19 protein-coding genes, 1 tRNA gene and 1 pseudogene are annotated in these 18,326 nt (G+C 56.9%); 8 read left to right on the top strand and 13 right to left on the bottom strand.

Annotated elements, in window-relative coordinates; translation table 11 throughout:
* Positions 1-166 precede the first annotated feature (166 nt).
* Positions 167-577, bottom strand: coding sequence for a DUF3052 domain-containing protein (locus HMPREF3104_RS02430; protein ID WP_083278874.1), 411 nt, complete (start codon positions 575-577; stop codon positions 167-169).
* A 288-nt stretch (positions 578-865) separates the two neighbouring features.
* Here HMPREF3104_RS02430 and aceE point away from each other — a divergent pair, with 288 nt between their 5' ends.
* On the top strand, positions 866-3,655 hold the full coding sequence (gene aceE / locus HMPREF3104_RS02425; protein ID WP_070493963.1) for a pyruvate dehydrogenase (acetyl-transferring), homodimeric type: 2,790 nt from the start codon (positions 866-868) through the stop codon (positions 3,653-3,655).
* On the opposite strand, the gene HMPREF3104_RS02420 is transcribed toward aceE, so the two are convergent.
* Positions 3,603-4,511 (bottom strand): alpha/beta fold hydrolase, encoded by a 909-nt coding sequence (locus HMPREF3104_RS02420; RefSeq protein ID WP_070493960.1) that lies wholly within the window; start codon positions 4,509-4,511, stop codon positions 3,603-3,605. The two genes, aceE and HMPREF3104_RS02420, sit on opposite strands and share 53 nt — an antisense overlap.
* Before the next feature lie 24 nt (positions 4,512-4,535).
* Between HMPREF3104_RS02420 and HMPREF3104_RS02415 the strand changes: the two genes are divergently transcribed.
* Entirely contained in the window at positions 4,536-4,757 is a 222-nt protein-coding gene (locus tag HMPREF3104_RS02415) for an acyl carrier protein (RefSeq protein WP_070493952.1), read from the top strand.
* Here HMPREF3104_RS02415 and HMPREF3104_RS02410 read toward each other — a convergent pair.
* Complete coding sequence (locus HMPREF3104_RS02410) at positions 4,744-5,592, bottom strand: alpha/beta fold hydrolase (protein WP_083278873.1); 849 nt, start codon at positions 5,590-5,592, stop codon at positions 4,744-4,746. The genes HMPREF3104_RS02415 and HMPREF3104_RS02410 overlap by 14 nt on opposite strands.
* Positions 5,593-5,666: 74 nt before the next feature.
* Here HMPREF3104_RS02410 and HMPREF3104_RS02405 point away from each other — a divergent pair, with 74 nt between their 5' ends.
* A complete protein-coding gene (locus HMPREF3104_RS02405) occupies positions 5,667-6,734 on the top strand; it encodes a DUF3800 domain-containing protein (protein ID WP_052203493.1) in 1,068 nt (355 codons plus the stop codon).
* 290 nt (positions 6,735-7,024) lie between these two features.
* Here HMPREF3104_RS02405 and HMPREF3104_RS02400 read toward each other — a convergent pair whose 3' ends face one another.
* A complete protein-coding gene (locus HMPREF3104_RS02400; RefSeq protein WP_070493945.1) occupies positions 7,025-8,410 on the bottom strand; it encodes an NAD-dependent succinate-semialdehyde dehydrogenase in 1,386 nt (461 codons plus the stop codon).
* Positions 8,403-8,843, bottom strand: coding sequence for a hypothetical protein (locus HMPREF3104_RS11960; RefSeq protein ID WP_083278872.1), 441 nt, complete (start codon positions 8,841-8,843; stop codon positions 8,403-8,405). Before HMPREF3104_RS11960 ends, HMPREF3104_RS02400 begins: the two co-directional genes overlap by 8 nt.
* A gap of 380 nt (positions 8,844-9,223) precedes the next feature.
* Between HMPREF3104_RS11960 and HMPREF3104_RS02390 the strand changes: the two genes are divergently transcribed.
* A complete protein-coding gene (locus tag HMPREF3104_RS02390) occupies positions 9,224-10,774 on the top strand; it encodes a hypothetical protein (protein ID WP_141738099.1) in 1,551 nt (516 codons plus the stop codon).
* A 10-nt stretch (positions 10,775-10,784) separates the two neighbouring features.
* Here the strand turns inward: HMPREF3104_RS02390 and HMPREF3104_RS02385 are convergent, their stop codons facing one another.
* From HMPREF3104_RS02385 to HMPREF3104_RS02360, 6 genes are all read right to left on the bottom strand, one after another.
* Positions 10,785-11,720 (bottom strand): DMT family transporter, encoded by a 936-nt coding sequence (locus HMPREF3104_RS02385; protein ID WP_070493940.1) that lies wholly within the window; start codon positions 11,718-11,720, stop codon positions 10,785-10,787.
* A 2-nt stretch (positions 11,721-11,722) separates the two neighbouring features.
* Positions 11,723-12,523: a serine hydrolase domain-containing protein gene (locus HMPREF3104_RS02380; RefSeq protein ID WP_070493937.1), complete on the bottom strand. Its 801-nt coding sequence runs from the start codon at positions 12,521-12,523 to the stop codon at positions 11,723-11,725.
* Positions 12,513-12,722, bottom strand: coding sequence for a hypothetical protein (locus HMPREF3104_RS02375; protein ID WP_371327067.1), 210 nt, complete (start codon positions 12,720-12,722; stop codon positions 12,513-12,515). The genes HMPREF3104_RS02380 and HMPREF3104_RS02375 overlap by 11 nt, the downstream gene beginning before the upstream one ends.
* A 44-nt stretch (positions 12,723-12,766) precedes the next feature.
* Entirely contained in the window at positions 12,767-13,462 is a 696-nt protein-coding gene (locus HMPREF3104_RS11955) for an RloB family protein (RefSeq protein ID WP_083278871.1), read from the bottom strand.
* A complete protein-coding gene (locus tag HMPREF3104_RS02365) occupies positions 13,452-14,846 on the bottom strand; it encodes an AAA family ATPase (protein ID WP_070493932.1) in 1,395 nt (464 codons plus the stop codon). Before HMPREF3104_RS02365 ends, HMPREF3104_RS11955 begins: the two co-directional genes overlap by 11 nt.
* A 174-nt stretch (positions 14,847-15,020) precedes the next feature.
* Positions 15,021-15,093, bottom strand: a tRNA-Asn gene (locus tag HMPREF3104_RS02360).
* 107 nt (positions 15,094-15,200) lie between these two features.
* On the opposite strand from HMPREF3104_RS02360, the gene HMPREF3104_RS02355 reads away from it, so the two are divergent.
* From HMPREF3104_RS02355 to HMPREF3104_RS02340, 4 genes are all read left to right on the top strand, one after another.
* Positions 15,201-15,827, top strand: coding sequence for a hypothetical protein (locus tag HMPREF3104_RS02355; RefSeq protein WP_141738098.1), 627 nt, complete (start codon positions 15,201-15,203; stop codon positions 15,825-15,827).
* 261 nt (positions 15,828-16,088) lie between these two features.
* On the top strand, positions 16,089-16,673 hold the full coding sequence (locus HMPREF3104_RS02350) for a hypothetical protein (RefSeq protein WP_070493926.1): 585 nt from the start codon (positions 16,089-16,091) through the stop codon (positions 16,671-16,673).
* Positions 16,658-17,065: a helix-turn-helix domain-containing protein gene (locus HMPREF3104_RS02345; protein WP_070493923.1), complete on the top strand. Its 408-nt coding sequence runs from the start codon at positions 16,658-16,660 to the stop codon at positions 17,063-17,065. The genes HMPREF3104_RS02350 and HMPREF3104_RS02345 overlap by 16 nt, the downstream gene beginning before the upstream one ends.
* Positions 17,044-17,559 (top strand): hypothetical protein, encoded by a 516-nt coding sequence (locus HMPREF3104_RS02340; RefSeq protein WP_141738097.1) that lies wholly within the window; start codon positions 17,044-17,046, stop codon positions 17,557-17,559. The genes HMPREF3104_RS02345 and HMPREF3104_RS02340 overlap by 22 nt, the downstream gene beginning before the upstream one ends.
* A gap of 132 nt (positions 17,560-17,691) precedes the next feature.
* Here HMPREF3104_RS02340 and HMPREF3104_RS12920 read toward each other — a convergent pair whose 3' ends face one another.
* Positions 17,692-17,787, bottom strand: coding sequence for an excalibur calcium-binding domain-containing protein (locus HMPREF3104_RS12920; protein WP_083278875.1), 96 nt, complete (start codon positions 17,785-17,787; stop codon positions 17,692-17,694).
* Positions 17,788-17,886: 99 nt separating this feature from the next.
* Positions 17,887-18,249, bottom strand: a pseudogene (locus HMPREF3104_RS02335) (ATP-binding protein); the annotation flags it as partial.
* Between the last annotated feature and the right edge of the window lie 77 nt (positions 18,250-18,326).

Genomic DNA, 18,326 nt, shown 5'->3' with positions numbered 1-18,326 from the left:
TCCAAAAAAGCACACATTTTGTCGCTTAACCCGGCCGGGCCGGGCCCCACCCGCAAACGGTCCGACCGCCCCGCCACACCAAATGCAGCTACCTACATGCAGCTACCTGCCATTTTTTCGCTTGGTAGCCGGGTGTAGGTAGCTGCAAACGCGGAAAAGGCGCCGCCTACTTGCGGCTGTGCGGCGAGGTCAACAGGGAACCCTGCCACTGGCCAAAACGGTCCGCCTTGGTTTGCGCCAACCCGGCGAGCTGGGCGGATTCGGAGATTTCGCCAGCTGGGATGACGCCGGGCTTGCCTGCGCCGGGGGTCATGAGCCAGATGCGCCCGCCGTCGGCAAGATTGCGGATGGCGTCTACCAGGGTGTCTACGAGATCCCCGTCCTCGGCGCGGTGCCAGAGCAAGATCATGTCACAAAGGTCGATGGAGTCTTCATCGAGCAGTGCCTCACCAATGGCGTCTTCGAGCGCTTCGGAGATGGAAGAGTCTGCGTCTTCATCCCAGCCAAGCTCCTGCACAACCTGGCCTTTGGTTACTCCTAGGCGTGCGGCGTAATTGTCTCCCCCGGTGGCTACCAAGGTGGGCGTCCTCCTTATTTTGAATGCTTGCTTCCCATACAGCTTAGCGCCGCCCTCCACCTTTAGCCTTTGGTACAAGGTATGACTTTTCACCCCCGCCAGTCCCCCGTCACGCCCCCGCCGCGCCCCCGCGACCGCCAACAATCCAGCACGCAGCCGCCCTAACGCTACCCCACGCGTAGTCGGATGTGACTGAAACACTCTAGACTTGGCCGGAGAACGTTACCTACAACACGAAGAGGAGTGCACGTGGCTGAGAACGCTGATCACGCTGCTAATGCCGAGAAGGTGGAAAACACTGACGTTTACGGCAACCAGCATGACACTAATATCCCCCTGCTTCGGGACGGTGTTGCGTCCTACCTCCATGATTCCGATCCGGAAGAAACGCAGGAGTGGATGGATTCCCTCGATGGTCTTCTGGAGGCTTCTGATCCGGAGCGCGCCCGTTACCTCATGTTGCGCTTGATTGAGCGCGCGAATGCACGACGTGTGCCGTTGCCGGCGTTGTCTTCGACGGACTTGGTGAACACGATTCCGACGAAGTTGGAGCCGGAGTTCCCGGGTGATGAGGAGATTGAGAAGCGTTACCGTCGTTGGATTCGTTGGAATGCTGCGGTGATGGTGCACCGTGCGCAGCGCCCGGGCATCCAGGTGGGTGGCCACATTTCCAGTTACGCGTCTGCGGCTGCGCTGTATGAGGTTGGTTTCAACCACTTCTTCCGTGGCAAGGATGCGGAGCAGGGCGGTGACCACATTTTCTTCCAGGGTCACGCGTCGCCGGGTGTGTATGCCCGTGCGTTTATGGAGGGTCGTCTGACGGAGGATGATCTGGACGGTTTCCGTCAGGAGCATTCGCGTGAGCAGGGCGGTTTGCCGTCGTATCCGCACCCGCATGGCATGCCGGATTTCTGGGAGTTCCCGACGGTGTCCATGGGTCTTGGCCCGATGAATGCGATTTACCAGGCTCGTTTTAACAAGTACCTGCAGGATCGCGGCATCAAGGATACGGACAAGCAGCATGTGTGGGCTTTTCTTGGCGACGGTGAGATGGACGAGCCAGAATCCCGCGGCCTCCTCCAGATGGCGTCGCTGTATGGCTTGGACAACTTGACCTTTGTGATCAACTGCAACCTGCAGCGTCTTGATGGCCCGGTGCGTGGCAACGGCCAGATCATCCAGGAGCTGGAGAGCTTCTTTGTGGGTGCTGGCTGGAACGTGATCAAGGTTGTGTGGGGCCGCGAGTGGGATGAGCTGTTGGAGAAGGACACCGAGGGTGCCCTTGTTCACATCATGAACACCACCCCGGATGGTGATTACCAGACGTTTAAGGCCAATGACGGCGCGTATGTGCGTGAGCACTTCTTCGGCCGTGACCCGCGCACGCTGAAGCTGGTTGAGGATCTCACGGATGAGGAGATCTGGGCGCTGCGCCGCGGTGGCCATGATTACCGCAAGGTCTACGCCGCCTACAAGAAGGCGCTGGAGACCAAGGGCAAGCCGACGGTGATTCTTGCGCACACGGTGAAGGGCTACGGTCTGGGCCACAACTTTGAGGGCCGCAACGCAACGCACCAGATGAAGAAGCTGACGTTGGATGATCTGAAGCTGTTCCGCGATAAGCAGGGCATTCCGATCTCTGATGAGGAGCTGGAGAAGGATCCGTACCTGCCGCCGTACTACCACCCGGGCCAGGACGCGGATGAGATCAAGTACCTGCAGGAGCGCCGCAAGGAGCTGGGCGGCTACTTGCCGGAGCGTCGTGAGAAGTTCACTCCGCTTGAGCTGCCGGACTTTGAGAAGTCCTTTAAGGCCATGTTCAAGGATTCCGGTTCACAGCAGGTTGCGTCCACCATGGCGTTGGTGCGTACGTTCAAGGCGTTGATGCGTGATAAGGAGATTGGTCGCCGCGTGGTGCCGATCATCCCGGATGAGGCGCGTACCTTCGGCCTGGACTCCTGGTTCCCAACCCAGAAGATTTACAACCCGAACGGCCAGAACTACGTGCCGGTGGATCATGATCTGCAGCTGTCCTACCGTGAGGCAACGGATGGCCAGATTCTGCATGAGGGCATTAATGAGGACGGCTCGTCGGCGTCGTTTATCGCGGCGGCTACGTCCTACGCCACCCATGGCGAGCCAATGATCCCGATGTACATCTTCTACTCCATGTTTGGCTTCCAGCGCACGGGCGATAACTTCTGGGCTGCTGGTGACCAGATGAGTCGCGGTTTCATCATCGGCGCAACTGCTGGCCGCACCACGCTGTTTGGTGAGGGTCTGCAGCACATGGATGGCCATTCCCCGATCCTGGCGTCCACGAACCCGGCGATGGTTGTCTATGACCCGGCGTTTGCGTACGAGATGCCGTACATCATCTCCAAGGGTATTGAGCGCATGTATGGCTCGAACCCGGGTGAGGATGTCATGTACTACATCACCGTGTACAACCAGCCGACTCACCAGCCGGCTCGTCCGGAGAACCTGGATGTTGAGGGTCTGCACAAGGGCATCTATCTTTACGACGCTGGCGATACCTCCAAGGAGCACCGCGTCTCCCTGCTGGCGTCCGGTGTTGGCATGCAGGCGGCGCTGAAAGCGCAGGAGATCCTGCAGGACAAGTTCGACGTCGGTGCCGCGATCTACTCGGTGACCTCCTGGGTTGAGTGTGCTCGCGACGGTGCACGTCTGGCCAAGGAGCAGCTGCTTAACCCGGGTGAGGACGTTGGTACGCCGTTTGTCACCGAGAAGCTCAAGCAGACTGAGGGCCCGTACATTGCTACGAGCGATTTTGCTACGGACCTGCAGGAGCAGATCCGCCCGTACGTGCCGGGTCAGTACATTGTGCTGGGTGCGGACGGCTTTGGCTTCTCCGATACGCGTGAGGCTGCACGTCGCTTCTTCAACATTGACGCTGAGTCCATGGTTGTCGCAGCGCTGATGGGTCTGGCTAATGAGGACAAGATCGACATGTCCGTGGCAGCGCAGGCTGCGAAGGACTTCGAGATTGATGATCCGACCGCGGCTAAGCCGGACCAGAAGGGCGAGGAGACCGGCCCGGAGAACGCGGCTGAGTAGCAACCACATCCAGTAGTCGCTCGATCGCCGCGGCCACCGCGCCCGGCGCATCCAGCGGCGGCATGTGGCCTGAGCCGGGCAGTACCTGCAGGTACGCAGATGGCCACATTGCCGCCAACCTGAAGGACTGCGATACGGGGGTGACGCGGTCCCTATCTCCCACCAGGATGTAGCCCGGCATACCGTCCAGCACCTCAGCCGCGCCGACTTCGGAGTGCGTCAACAGATCGTCAAAGAAGCCGCGGTAGGTGCTCAGCGGGGTGTTTTGGATCATGTCTGCGTGCAGACGAATCACGCTTAGCGGCACCGGCCTGAAGTAGAACCCCATCGCCAGCACCGGCGCAATCGTGCGCGTGATTCCGCGACGCATGCCTTCGGCAAAGTGCGGGGTAAAGCGCACAACGTATTCCAAAAGCCGCCCCAAAGGACCAGCCAGCATCTGCGGCAGGCCGTGGACGGTAAACGGCTCCACTGCCGAGGAGATCTGCACGCTACCCGCCCAATGGAAGGCGTCCGGATGCCTGCGCATCAGCGACAACGACACCGGCCCGCCCAACGAATGCCCCACCACAATCACCGGCCCCGTCACTGCCAAGTGGGTGAGGACGTTGATGAAGTCATCGGCAGCGTCGTCAATGTTCAAAAGCTCCGGCGGGCACGGACCGGAAGCGCCGTGGCCGCGAAGGTCTACCAGCACCTGCCGCACACCCAGCGGCCGCAGGCGGTCCACTACCAGCGCGAACGATTCGGAGGCGATGTTAAACCCGTGGACGTACAGGATCGTCGGACCCGCATCAGGCCCGATGTCGTAGTAGCGCACGCGGCCAACCACACCTGTTCTGTCGGGGTTTAACATGGCATCCACCCTATTATGTAAGGCATGCTTTCAGAGCTTTCGCTGCTTATTCAGGACCACTTCGACATCACCCCGGACCCCGCCGCTGCGCTTCGCGACTCGGAGCTGACCTCCCTTGACATGATCGAGCTGGCCGTGCGCATTGAGGATCGCTTTGGCGTTCGCATCACCGAAGAGGCCTACGCGCAGTGCGAGACGCTCGAAGACCTAGCCGGCTACATCGAGCAGCACGCTAGCGCTGAATAAAGCGCTCGATTACCGCATTGACGGCCGCAGGGTTGTCGGCGTTAGTGTTGTGCGCAGCCTCCGGAATCACGTGCAGCGCCAGGCCCTCGTCCGCCGCCCAGCGCTTGCCCATCTCCCCAATCCCGCCGGTCCGATCAAACTCCCCCACCACCAGTGCAGCCGGACAGAGTAGCTCCCAGGGCTTTTGCTTACCGACGCCCCTCGCCACCGCCTTAAACGTCACATCCGCAAGCGCCACGTATTCGCTCTTGGTGTATTCCTTGAGCATCGTGCGCGTGAGTTCTTGGGCTTTGGGGGTGTGGGAGGTTTCGCGTGGGGCGTCGTCAAGAATCTTGTCCCAGGTGCGCAAGTGGAGGAGCGGGCCCACGTGCTTGAGGCCCGCGATGAGCAGGGGGTTCCAGTATTCGCGGGTGAGTGGCATGGTTCCGATGCCGATGAAGCCGCTGGCCAGCGCTGGTTCGAGTTGCATGACGCGCTGGGCGACGACGCCGCCGAAGGACTGACCGACCAGCACCGGGCGCGTGATGTTCTCGGCGGACAAAATTGCGATGAGTTCGCGGGCGATGCGGTCCACGCTGATCGCGCTGAGTTCGTACGGACGCGACATCCCATGCGCCGGCCCATCCCACACAAACGTGTTCGCCTTACCGGCGAAGTGGGCAAGCTGCGCGCCGAAGAGCCGGTGATCCGTGAGCATGCCTGGCAGAAACACCAGCCAGGGGGCGCTTTCTCCTGCAGCGCGCGATACCCAGTAGCGGATGTCCCCGTGCGGGGTCCGATGCGTTTCCATGCCCGCGTTCATGCCTGCTAGCTTTCCACACTGGAGACTGCGCATACAGGTTCCCTCCTTCTTATCCTCTACTTCTAAAGTTGCCGGAGTTACCCATTCCCCCTATACTTTTGACCACAGTGGCGGCGTTGAAACACACGTACCGCGCTAATTCCGGCGGCCGGATCACTTCTTGTGGTTTGGCCGCTGAGCTTTTCAAAGGAAAGTACATGCTTATCGCCTACCTCGATGAGTTCGGACACCAAGGCCCCTACATTCGTCACGACCATCGCAAATACAACACTCACCCGTGTTTTGGCTATGCCGGTTTCCTCTTGCCAGCAGACGATGTCAGACGTATGGGCGGATACTTCAAATACGTAAAAGAAAAGCTGCTTGCCTGGGAAATTGAACACTCCGACATTCCCGCCGATCGGTGGGAAAAGAAAGGTTCGGCTCTCCTGACGACTGCGAACATCAGTCAGTACAGTGATGAGATTTTTCCAGCTCTCAGTCGCATCTACCGCAAACTTGGAGAGCTCAATGGCCAAATATTCTTCTACGGTCAGCAGAAACCCATTGGGCCGGTAAGCGAGACAAAAGAAACCTCTCAAGATCGTGAAAACCACTGTCTCATCCAAGCTATTAATCGGCTTGGAAAACTAGCCTCCGATAAAGGAGAGCGTCTCATGGTCATAATGGATGCCACCGACACAGACAACCGGGAGCGTGCCGTAGCCACACTCGCAGCCACGATCTATTCGCGGAATAACAAAGAGAATCGCAGCGTAATCGAAGTCCCCCTCCAAACTGAAAGCCACCTATATAACACTGTCCAAATGGCGGACTGGACATGCGCGCTTCTAGGGAGACTTACCGATTACCACTTTGCGGAGAGTTCCGAATTCTCCTGGGCAGTCGACTTGGGACGTGATGTGTTCAGGCTATCCGAGCCCACATTAAACTCCATCATTTGGTCAAACCTTGCCTCTAAGGATTCTAAGTGTTTTCCTGAACAACTCATCAACACCACTCGATTCTGGGAAATCGAACAACGCAGAGAGTCCCAACGCGAACGCAGGGACCTCAAAAACAGGGGAATGTTCCAGCGCCTCATTTCAGCAGGAACACCCGAATTGCATGCAAAACTAGAGCAAATCCGGAGCGAAGCAGAAAAACAAACGCCTTACCAGCCGGAAGCCACGTGAATTAAGGCCTAGGGATGCGAGCCAGCTTCTCGGTGTCTACAGTTGTTCGGTTGACGATGAGACCTCGAGGGGACTCAGAACCCGCTCCTGCCTCACGCAAACGAAAAATCCCGCGGCCACCTGGGAAGGAGGTGACCGCGGGATTTCCGCTGTTTTATTAACCGCCGAATCAGTTGAAACGGAGAATCTGATTCCGCTTGGAAGTGGGCTACCAACTCCGCTTCCATGAGTTAGCTTAGCCTAACCTGACCGCCTAGCAACAGGGGGTAAGGCAACCCTACCCCCGTCCGCTAGTCAGCCACGAAGAAGCGCTGGTAGTTCACAAACTCGTCCATACCCACTGGGCCAAGCTCGCGGCCTAGGCCGGAGTTCTTCACGCCACCAAACGGCAGCTCAGCGCCGCGGGCCTGCGGGATGTTCACGTGGATCATGCCGGTATCAATCTTGGCGGCAACCTTCTTCGCACGCTCCTCATCCTGCGACATCACGGCGCCACCCAGGCCGTAGTTGGAGTCGTTCGCCACCTCGATGGCCTCCTCTTCAGAAGACACCTTGTACACGGCAGCGACGGGGCCGAAGAACTCCTCGTAGTAGATGTCTGAGCCCACCGGGATATCCGTGATCACGGCTGGGGCGAAGTAAGCGCCCTCACCGTCGATGGTGCCGCCAACGTGCAGCTTTGCGCCGGCGTCGACAGCCTTGCCAACTTGCTCAACAAGCGTCTCGGCGGCGTCGCGAGACGAAAGCGGGTAGTACTCGCGCTTCCCCGCCACACCTGGGTTCAGCGGGTCACCCTTGACGTACTCGCCGGCCAAACGCACCAGCTCTGCCACGAAGTCGTCGTAGATGTCGTCCATGACAATCATGCGCTTGTTGGAGGTGCAGGCCTGGCCAACGTTGGAGATGCGCTTCTTCCACGCCGTCAGCGCGGCCTCGGCCGGGTCAGCTGCGTCTAGCACCACGTAGGCATCCGTGCCGCCGAGCTCCAACACGCACTTCTTCAAGTGCTCGCCAGCCTGCGCGCCGATGATGCGCCCGGCGCGCTCAGAACCGGTCAGCGACACGCCTGCGATGTGCTTGCTTGCAATCAGGTCCGCCACCTGGTCGTGGTTTGCGTACACGTTGGTAAACACGCCCTTGGGCAGGCCGGCTTCTTCCAGGATGTCCTGGATGATCTGGCCGGAGCGCGGGCAGATCTCGGCGTGCTTCACAATCACCACGTTGCCGGCCATGATCGCCGGCGCCGCAAAGCGCGCTACCTGGTAGTACGGGAAGTTCCACGGCATGATGCCCAGGATCACGCCCAGCGGCACCTTGCGCATGACGGCGGTGCCGCCCTTGTCGGTGGGAATCTCCTGGTCCGCACCGAACTCAGCACCATGGTCGGCGTAGTAGTTGAAGATCTCTACAACGTCATTAATCTCGCCGTCGCCTTCCTTGACGGACTTGCCCATCTCCGTTGCGATGATCTTCGCCAGCTCACCCCTGCGCTCATCAAACAGCGACGCCGCCTTCTTCAACAGCGGCGCCCGATCCTCGTAGGACAGCTCACGCCACTGCTTGAAAGCACTCACGGCGGTGTCCACCACTTCTTCTAACTCGGCGTCCGTGATGTAGCCGAAGGTCTCCTCAACCTTGTTGTTTGCGGGATTTTGTACTCGATACTCTTTAGACATACGCCCAAGCGTACGTGCGCTGCGTCACTCTCGCTACGAAGTTCCCACGCTCGGCCAACGCCTCCACACCCGCCGCAAAGGCCTCGATTTCCTCGGCAGTTCCCACGATTCGCTCGCGGCAGGAGTAGGTCCCGTCGGGCGCGCGCCGCCAGCGCGTGAACCACACCTCGCCAGGTTCCCCTTCAGGCAAAAGGAGCATTTGCTTCTCGACGCCCCAACGCTCCCCCCTCCCCATCCCCTCCACCTCAAACACGTATTCCAGCACCGGGGGCTGCCCTTTCGTAACGCGCTCTTCCACGGAACTTTCCGCCTCCGGGCGAATCGCAGCGTGAGACAGAGCGTGCGTCGGGGTGTGCGTCGGGGTGTTCTTCGACCGTGCTTCCTGGGTGTTCTTCGGCCGTGCCTCATGGGGCACCACAAGTGTGGTTGTCATGGTTGGGGACCTTCCATTCGCTGCATTCATTTCCGTGCGCGCCAAAGCACCAGTAACTACACCAGCTACGGTGCATGCTTCCGCACCTGTCTGGTGTATGCACCCACACCTGTTCGGTGCGTGGTTTTAGCGCGAGACGAGAGGTTCGTCTTCCCCAACGGCCTCTACAAGCTCTACAAACGTGTTGCTTCTCTGTGCTGATATTGCGTCACACCCGCCCCGCCAGCAACCCTCAACCACAGCTTGACGCCCCCGTTTACTGAACCTCAACTTCACCTAGAGGCCGTGGGCATCTCCCTCTTAGAGGCACTTTTTAAACTTTATTCCCAACAGTACGTTTATTGTTCTATTATCTTTTCATTACCTATAGGAGGGCCAGTTTGTCGGCAAGGGTGGAAACAGCGACTGAGCGAAATGACTCGGCGGCGAAGCAAATACGCAACGATTTTCTAGGAGTATCGTTTCTGACCTTTGTGTGCATATTCGCAACCCTTTTAGTAAGCGGATCGCTTACCCTTTTTGTTTACCGAAATCGTATTGGAGCTCTGTGTAGTGACCTCGGGACCAATAATCCCATCTCCCTTGGGGCACTGCTTACGGGCCTGATTGCGGTTGTTGCACTGTACTACGCAATCGAAATTGATCATTTCGAACGCTTCAGAAAGGCTGAGGGAGAGTTCATTCAGCTCCTTTCCACGCTTGCCGTTCTTATCGGCGGATTGACTAACCTTATTTGGGAGTACCTCAGAGTCCTAGGGGCGAAACTCTCACCAGAATGCAGCAGCCACCAATCTGCTCAAGCCGATATTTCCCCCAATCTAGAGGAGATGCAGTTGCGACTGCTGTTTTCCACGCTGCTCTCCCCAAACATCATCCTGCTCACCCTAGTAACAGTTATTGTCATAAGTCTTGCCGCTGCCGCTCGAAGCAGCCTGTCCTTCACGCTACGGCAACGGGATCGCAAACTTGTTTTTCTCTCGTCCCAACTGGACTGGACACGCGAGGTCATCGCGACGTACAAACAGGCCAAAGTTGCCGAGACGCTGGACCACCTCCGAGATGCCCGCTGCAGACTATTTCCCCCAAGAGTGCTGGGGTGGATCGGCCTAATTGTCACCACGATCATCACCTATTGCCTGACAGTGGCTATCGTGTTGCGTTTTGTGGAATTTGCTAGCAACAAGACCCCAAATTGCCTTTTCGGATATTGGCTTCTTCTGCCTGGTTCTGAGAATGAGCCACGTCTCCTCTGGGTCGTCTTTGCTATGTTTTTCGGCTTCAGCGAGGCCGCGATGTTTTATTGCAAGCGTCGCATTGTTTCTCTTGAATCCTCTCCAAAAAGTGGGGATTATCGAATAGTTTACGTCTTACTCGTCATCTACGCTCTAGCATTTCTCCTAGTAATAGCGTTCTTGGGCCTGATCCCGCTGACAGTTGCATTCAATGCGATATACCTTCGCCTTCTTGTGCACGATCTACAAGTCAAAGATTTGAAGGCGAAGCTGACAATAAAAAAGGAACCGGAAATGCAGGAAACCAAAAATACCGCACAGACTTCCCCAGAGCCTGAAGGTGCTTCCTCGGAAGGACCCCGACACAAGGGCCGCCTCTCTTTGAAGGAACTGCTCCTCGGGCTCGGATTGTTCATCCTGGTGTACGTCCTGAAACTCATAGGCCAGAAGAACAAACCGACACCAGCGAAGGAAGCAGAAGTGGAAAAACCACAGAATGATCAGCAGCCTTCCTCCCCCGAGCCTCAAACGAAGAAGAACACTTTCAAAAAGAAGTTGAAGTCTCTCTTTAGGGGGCCCGACTTCGGAAGTCGTATTTTGTTCCGGGATACGCTGCAAAGAGTCGAGAAGATGCAACGGACTCTTGAAAGAGATCTTGAAGATCTCAAACAAGATATCGAAGCAAACAAAGCAGGCTAGGCACGCACAGCTAGAGCATCCGCACCATCAACACGCCGGCGAAGATCACCGCAAGGCCGACAAGTCGCACGCCGTCGATAGGCACTCGGCGCGCGCCGAAGGCGCCAACGGATTCCATCAACTGACCGCTGGCGATCGTGCCCGCGCTGAAAGCGATGACCGTGGTCGCGGTACCCAGGATTGGAGTGAGGCCCGCGCCGCCGATGACAAAGATCGCTCCGACAACACCACCGAGCCACATCCACCACGGCGCGGGTTTCAGTGGCGTGACAAGTTGGCGCGGGCTGGTACACAACACGGCCACGAGGAGGATGACCGCGCCCACCAGCAGGTTGATCTCACTGGCAAACAGTGGCGAGCCCGCAAGTGTGCCTACGTAGCCATTGATGGCGGCCTGCATTGCGCTGCCCACGCCGATGGCTACGCCGAGTAGTCGGTAAACCCACACGCTGGCGCCGAGATCCGGGTCTTCGCTAATGGCGGCGGGCACGGTGCCGCGCCGCAACGGAAGCACACGCAACACCACGGCAATGCCCAGCAGCACAACCAGCGCGCCACCCAACCGCCACACAGACACATCCACCTGGCGGCCACGGAAAAGCCCAAAGTGGTCGATGGCCAGCCCCATCACCACCTGCCCGAGGATTGGCAGCACCACGGTTTGGACTGCGCCGAGTTTGGGAAACAGCAAAATGCTGCCAATGACAAACGTGGCGCCGAAGAGGCCGGAGAGGTAGGCCCACGGTGGGGGCGTCGATAAGAAATGGGGCACAACGTGACCCTGCAGGACCAGTGTGGCCACCGCCGCGAGTGTGAGTGCCACCGTAAAGGAAATCAGCGCGGAGACTATCGGGCGGTTGTTTACGGCCAGGCGCAGGCGCGCGTTCGCTGCGGTCTGCACGGGAATGAGCGCGCCAACCAGCAGCGCAACAAACAGGTATCCCATGGCTAGTGCAGCTCGCGCCAGATCGCCGTGTTGGTCTCCTGCCAAAGAGGTTTCGCCCAGTCACCAAAGTCACGATCCGTCAGGGCGACCATGGCGTAGTCGTCTGCCACCCACAGGTAGGTCCCGGTCATGCCGAAGTGGCCGAAGGTGGTGGGCGGCATGCCATCGCCAGTCCAGTGCGGAGTCTTCTCCCCCTTCAGCTCAAAACCAAGGCCCCACGGACACGGCTTCTGCATGCCGTAGCCCGGCACCACACCGCGCAGGTCACCAAACTGGTTGGTGGTTGCCTCGCGCAGGGTTTCAGGGCTGAGCAGCTGCGGGTGCAAAAGCTCTTGAGCAAACAGGGTCAAGCTGCTTGCCGACGCCACCGCCCCATGCCCAGCACTGCCCTCCAACACAGCGTCCGTCATCCCCAGCGGCGCAAAGACGCCTTCGTGCAGGTATTCAGCAAACGGGATGCCGGTGGTTTTATCCACGTAGTCCGCGAGGATCTCGAAGCCGGCGGAGGAGTAAATACGGCGCTCAGCAACCGGCTTCTGCGGCTCACGCGTGTCAAAGCCAACGCCGGAGGCATGCGCCAGCAGGTGGCGGACGGTGGAGCCTTCCGGACCACAAGGGCTGTCTAAGAGGAATGCCTCTTCCTCCACGGCCATCAGGAATCCGTACGCCGCGAGAAGTTTGGTCACGCTGGCCAGTGGGTAGGTGCGGTCTTGGTCGCCGAGGGTCTCCACGTGGCCGTTAGCATGCACAAGCGCTGCAGAAACGTTGTCTACCGGCCAGTTTCCAAGAAGTTTATTCAGCATTGTTGCCTCCTCGCCTCGCATCCTGCCAACGACGCACCAACCACCACGTAGCCAACACAAACGCACCCGCGAGCAGGCCTGGCCAGATCGCGGGGTTCGGCGAAAACAGGTTGATCACCGCCTGGATCAGCGCGAGCAGCGCGAAGAACCCGACGAACCCGATCAGTGTTTGCCACATGAGGTCACGACGTTGATTCACGCAGGTAAGTGTACTGATGGGGTCTACTGGATCCTGAGTAGCAATCAGTTGGCGTTTTTCTGCGCTTGCATAATCGCATCAAACAAGCTCGGCATGGCAGTCGATGGGTTAGGGCCGACACTTCCAGGCGAAACTAGTGCCGCTTTCTTCGCTCGCTCACATGCATTCAAAAAATTCTCAATTGGAAACTCGGTGGAGATGTTCTTGCCTTCCACGAACCCAAGCTCCGTGGCTTGAGGGGTCAGCTTCTCCGCAGCGCTGCTCGGTGATGCTTTGTCATGATGCCAGATCAACCAAACTTCGAATTTATGGTTACTTACGATCAAACTGATGCCTTCATCAGCAGCGAGCGAAATCGCCTGTTGCAAAACAGTCGGTGATTTCCCAACATCACGGCCGTCAACATCAACCACAGCGAAGCATCGCGTGAATTCTGGTACATCCCGTTTGCTTTTACGTGAGCGTGCTGCTTCCTCATCTCGCTTCTCCACGCATTTTTTGACCACATGAAGCGGATCTGACTTCCAGTTACCTCCGCGGGCGTTTCCCTTGTCGGTTCTGGGCATTGAAACCAGCTGCACCCCATAACGCTGCTCAACGATGGGGCGCAGCCGTTCAAAGTATTGAGGTTCCGTCAGCACACCCTCAGTAACAATCAGGAATTTCGTTTTCCGTTCAACTCGGGTGCGGCTTTTCTTCGGTCGATATCCACGCGCCGGATATTTGCGCTTAGGAGCCATCAGCTGCCTCCGGCCCTTCGCCCACAGCCTCAAGTACCAACCCTCGAATCAGCGCGGGTGACACCCGAGGAAGCGCACCATACCTGCCATCCAGATAACGACGCTCGTAATTCGCGTCCTTCCGATTTTCAAAACCAGATAACGGGAACACCTCGGATGCACCGCTCTGCAGCTTCTCTACAAACCAAAACGCGTCCGTATCCAAACCCAACGCACGCATATGCTCCAGGAGGTTCGTGTCGTGGGAAGAGAAAATGAGCTGAGCACCGTTTACGTTGATAGTTTCATCAGTAAAGGCCGTTACCACCAGCTCTAGCAGCTGGACATGCAAGCTCGAATCAAGTTCATCCGCAATGACCACGTGGCCATTCCTCAGGGCATCAACGATGATCGGGGCAACCGATAACCAGGTCAAAGTGCCATCTGACTGTGCTGCCATTTTCAGCGTGTGATTCGAGCTGTCACCCCGGTGAGTGAACATGAGCTGGTAAGCGATTGCCTTTAGCTCGGCGTCAGAAATATCAATGTACGCGCCAGGCTCGTGAGCCATGTGGAAGCCTTTCAGGCTTCCCTTTTCATCCTTACTCACGTCTTCCAGTCTTTGAGTAAGAATCTTTGCCAACTCGGCCAAGGATGGCGACAGATTCTCCTCATCAATGCTTACATCAACGATCCCTGTGTCAGCGGCCTGCATCATCTGCGTGACTTCAGAAAGCTTCACTTGCCCTTTACGCATCGCACGCGCTAGTTGGCTCAAGCGCTGATCTTTCTGACTATCACCGAGCGGAAGATAATTCACTCCGTCCAAGAGAGCCGATACCGATTCATAAATCAGACCGAGTTTGCCCCTTAGCGCGTGGGAAACAGCAAGTTCGCGTACGTCTGCACGCTCTATCTCACGCTGGAGAGTTCTAGACACTGCAGAAGAGTTCCACTCCCATTCAACTTCCGGCTGTGCAGTCCGGTTAAACACAGAGGTCCAGCGAACCGAGGGGACATAGGACATCCACTCTTCAACAACCCCTGAGCGGCCAAATGTAAAGCCGTAAAGGTATCGCCTGCCTTTTGCAACGAAGTCGAACTCAAAAAAGCTCGGCTCACCTTGAGAATCCTGATCCAAGGAAAACGGGGTTGGGATAGTGGAATCGTATTCGTAATGGTCCTCATCCAGCCAAGCCGTAGCCGAAAGCTTCATTGCCCGAAACGCAAACACCATGGCTTCCAGAAGGTTACTTTTGCCAGACGCATTGGCGCCGAGCAGGACAGAGACCGGCACGGGCCTCGGCTGCTTGGAATCCAACGGCCCATCGGCAAATTCAAGCGTCTGGATCTCCCGGATGCTCTTAAAGTTGCCGACACTGAAACTTAGCAAGTTAACGGACACGCCTTAACCATAACGGGATATTGAACGATTTGCGCGATAAACCCGTCTTAAACTCCACATCCCCCACACTTTAAGGTCAGAACTGCGGAGCAACGCAAGCACCCCCAATGCGATACACCCCCCGCCACCCCACGAAACGAAAAACCCCGGTCCCTGCGGGGACCGGGGTGGCAGCTCCTCCAACTGGGCTCGAACCAGTGACCCTTCGATTAACAGTCGAATGCTCTGCCAACTGAGCTATGGAGGAATATTTTGTTTTTGTTGCTCTCAAGCAACGAGTCATAAGAGTAGCGCCGTATTTACAAAACGCAAAATCGCGAGGTCATTGGCGCTGATTGGCGTTATTGTAGAAGCATGAAGAAACCATTGTTAGCACTCACCGCAGCCGCAGCACTCACGCTTGCGCCCGTAACCGTCACCCCGGCGGTGGCCGATACGCCGCCGGCGGATACCGGGACCGGTACGGACAGCCAGACCGGCGCCGAACCCAGCACCGACACCGAGACAGACAACTCTTCTAGCGGTTCCTCAGACTCTGACCTGAGCGCAGGTGAGATCGCCGGCATTACCATCGGCGTCCTCGCTCTTGTTAGTGCAGGCGTGGCCCTCGCGGTACAAACAGGTCTGATCAACATCCCGGGTTTAGACATGTCCAAATGGCCAAAGATTAACGTCCCGGGTATTACGCCTCGTCCTCAAGCTTCCGCGACGCCTGGCGACTGCTCCCCTGCCACTTTCGACGCCATCGTTCCCGGCTGGCCGAACTTCACCGGCACGACGGTGAGCTACTGCGACGGTCAGTGGGCCAAGGCCGGCGCCAACCAGACGGACTGGAACGAGTCCTTCCACAAGGTCAATGGCCAATGGACGCGTATCCAGCCTGCCGGCGACGTGAACGGTTTCAAGTGCTACGACGTTGCGGACCTCCAGCGCAAGGGCGCACCGCGCGCGTTTACGGACCAGGTTCTCAGCTGCCGGTAGTTCGACGCCACGGCCTGAGCACAAATGAAAGCGGGCCTGAAGGTGAAAACCAACAGACCCGCTTTCGATCTCCGACTCAAAGAGCCTTTTCGATTGCTCACACTACAAGATCTACCCGACTGTGTGAATCACGTCGGCTCCGGCAATCTGAGCACTAACCGTTCAGCCCGCCTCGCAAGAGTGCGGGCTGGATTTCTTTACCTGCTCTAAAGATCTAAGATTTACCTAAAGCAAAGCAGCACGTGAGTCTTAGAATTCCCCATGACAGGAGAAGTTGTGAGTAAGAGTGTCTACGAGGTTGGGCGACCCGCAACATTCTTTTGGCGTGAGGAAACACACGGCAAACATATCGAATCCGCCGCGGCAAAAATCATCGCCAGGTTAGGCGAGAGATACGACTTGAACCAGTTTCTGATCGATAACCTGACAACAGAAATTGAGCAACGGCTTAAACGAGCAGAACGGGGGAAGCTGCGGCCCATCCTGGAGGTAAGGAAAATCGTGGGCCAGGGCGCTGGTACAATTTTCGAGATTAAGTGGGATAATCTCACGGTCTCTTACAAAGACCCCGTAACCGGCCTGTACGAGCAGGAATTGGTGTTCGTACGTCTTTACTATTACCAATCCAAAAACGCACTCAGCCACATTAATCTATGGGGTGTGGGGCTCTGGGTCCACGAAAAAGAGATCGTCCCGGGCAATGATGAGGAGACTAGACGGCTGCAAAACAAAGAAATTTCCAAAGCCGCCGAATACCATTCAAATCACTTTGAACAGCGGTGGAACGTTTCTGAACTGCAACATGATCAGCAAGAAAATGGAGGTCTGAAATGGCAAATGGCGTAAGGGTTTCACCCAACAAGTCCTTTAAAGCGCACTCTGACGATCTCTACTCCAAGTTCGCGGACCTCATGGACTCGCTTCAAGAACTCGCGAGGGAGAAGGGGCTTTCGGCTTCTGACATTGCTGAGATCATGCATGCCAGCACGGCCCAGATTGAAGAATTTGAGCATTACGATTCCGACCCCACGTTGCGGATGGTGAGGCTCTACGCGCTAGCTATCGGCGCAGACATCAGTTTCACGGTTTCAGACAGGGCTGCAAAGAGTGACGTTGCTCAATACGCCAAAACGTCTTACTCAACGAAAACGGTCTCCAGGAAGAAATTTCGCAAGGACAAGGTCCTCTTGGTGACGAAATCGGAAACTAGTAGGCAATGGCAAACGAGGACAACATGAACGCAAAATTTGCTCTTGATGATGTTCAGGTCAACGAACTCTACGCGAAGCGAAAGTCTGTCGACCAGGGAGATACCGAAGAGAGTGACCTGACAAGTGCCAGTGATAGTTCCGCAAGCCCCGTTGAGGTGACAGCGGAACAGGAAGCACAGCTTCAGACGCTTATCCCTGGCCCTCATACTGACTTGCCCGCCGACTTGGCCATGGCAGCACTAAAAATTCGCTTAGACTTCCCATTTGGCGAGCTTTTCGCAGAAGTAGAAGGAAAATACACTTTCGCCGGGGAAAGTGGAGAGCTAGTTACAGAAAAAGAGTTTTTAGAGTTCCTCAATGCAGAAGGTCTCGTAGAGCTGACCGCCTATGTGCGAGCTTCCTTCACTGATTTGGCTGCACGAGTCTTTCGTGGCGTCGTGGTGTTACCGAGTTTTAAGGAGTTGGGGCTGAGTTTCTCCACCGACGATAAAGTCGATCACGTAAACGACGGAACCCGGTAGGAAGCAACGCTCGGACCAAGAACTCAAACTACTTCGCTCAAGCGAAAGATCTCTAACGTTTTGCGCAACGCGAACCGCTCAGGTTCGATTCAGACTAGATAGACAGTCACCTCATTGCAGCGCGCCTGATCCCTATCGCAGGTCCTTCTCACAACCAACCCCGTCACCATCGCGGTCCAGGTGGCTGTTTGGCCTAAAACATGTTTGGCCTAAAACATGGAATGTCAGATGCGGGTTTTTAGTACCGGTGTTCCGGGAACCCGGTACTGCCGTGTTCCGGGTAGTTGGTACCGGGCCGGGCCGAAGGAGTCGGCCCGGCTGTTTGCTTTATTCGTCCGGCTCCATTGAGGCGGTGGCTTTGCGCATGTCGAAGTCTCCTATGCGGATTCGATGCCCGTTGTTGAGGCGGCTAACTAGGGAGTCAGCTCCGATTCTGTCGGGAAGTGCTTCGATCCAGTAAGCGGCAGCTGATTGGGAGGAGATAAGTGTTGGGAGGCGTCCGTCGCGGTCGAATATGATCTTGCTTAGGTCTTCTTGCCCGCGCTGGTTGATGCTCATGGTCATAAAATCGTCGATAAGGACATCGACATTGATCAGTTTCCGCATCTTATCGAGGTAGTTTTGGTCAGTCGGTGAGAAGACCGCCAACATGTCTACGAGTTGGCCTAGCCGGTAGTAGGCCACGAAGTATCTGTTATCCTAGACGTGCAAATGGAAATCACGCGGTGAATAACCGGGTTAAGTGACAAAATGTGTGCTTTTTCGGC

The organism is Corynebacterium sp. HMSC30G07, assembly GCF_001806945.1.
Lineage (GTDB): Bacteria > Actinomycetota > Actinomycetes > Mycobacteriales > Mycobacteriaceae > Corynebacterium > Corynebacterium riegelii.
The sequence above is the reverse complement of the archived record's forward strand: the minus strand, read 5'-3'. Positions and strand labels throughout refer to the sequence as shown.

What these genes read in the sequence shown, in the direction of transcription:
- HMPREF3104_RS02420 (WP_070493960.1), bottom strand. Translation starts at nt 4,511, where the DNA reads ATGTTAAACCCCGACAGAACAGGTGTGGTTGGCCGCGTGCGCTACTAC.
- HMPREF3104_RS02415 (WP_070493952.1), top strand. Translation starts at nt 4,536, where the DNA reads ATGCTTTCAGAGCTTTCGCTGCTTATTCAGGACCACTTCGACATCACC.
- HMPREF3104_RS02410 (WP_083278873.1), bottom strand. Translation starts at nt 5,592, where the DNA reads ATGCGCAGTCTCCAGTGTGGAAAGCTAGCAGGCATGAACGCGGGCATG.
- HMPREF3104_RS02400 (WP_070493945.1), bottom strand. Translation starts at nt 8,410, where the DNA reads ATGTCTAAAGAGTATCGAGTACAAAATCCCGCAAACAACAAGGTTGAG.
- HMPREF3104_RS11960 (WP_083278872.1), bottom strand. Translation starts at nt 8,843, where the DNA reads ATGACAACCACACTTGTGGTGCCCCATGAGGCACGGCCGAAGAACACC.
- HMPREF3104_RS02385 (WP_070493940.1), bottom strand. Translation starts at nt 11,720, where the DNA reads ATGGGATACCTGTTTGTTGCGCTGCTGGTTGGCGCGCTCATTCCCGTG.
- HMPREF3104_RS02380 (WP_070493937.1), bottom strand. Translation starts at nt 12,523, where the DNA reads ATGCTGAATAAACTTCTTGGAAACTGGCCGGTAGACAACGTTTCTGCA.
- HMPREF3104_RS11955 (WP_083278871.1), bottom strand. Translation starts at nt 13,462, where the DNA reads ATGGCTCCTAAGCGCAAATATCCGGCGCGTGGATATCGACCGAAGAAA.
- HMPREF3104_RS02355 (WP_141738098.1), top strand. Translation starts at nt 15,201, where the DNA reads ATGAAGAAACCATTGTTAGCACTCACCGCAGCCGCAGCACTCACGCTT.
- HMPREF3104_RS02350 (WP_070493926.1), top strand. Translation starts at nt 16,089, where the DNA reads ATGACAGGAGAAGTTGTGAGTAAGAGTGTCTACGAGGTTGGGCGACCC.
- HMPREF3104_RS02345 (WP_070493923.1), top strand. Translation starts at nt 16,658, where the DNA reads ATGGCAAATGGCGTAAGGGTTTCACCCAACAAGTCCTTTAAAGCGCAC.
- HMPREF3104_RS02340 (WP_141738097.1), top strand. Translation starts at nt 17,044, where the DNA reads ATGGCAAACGAGGACAACATGAACGCAAAATTTGCTCTTGATGATGTT.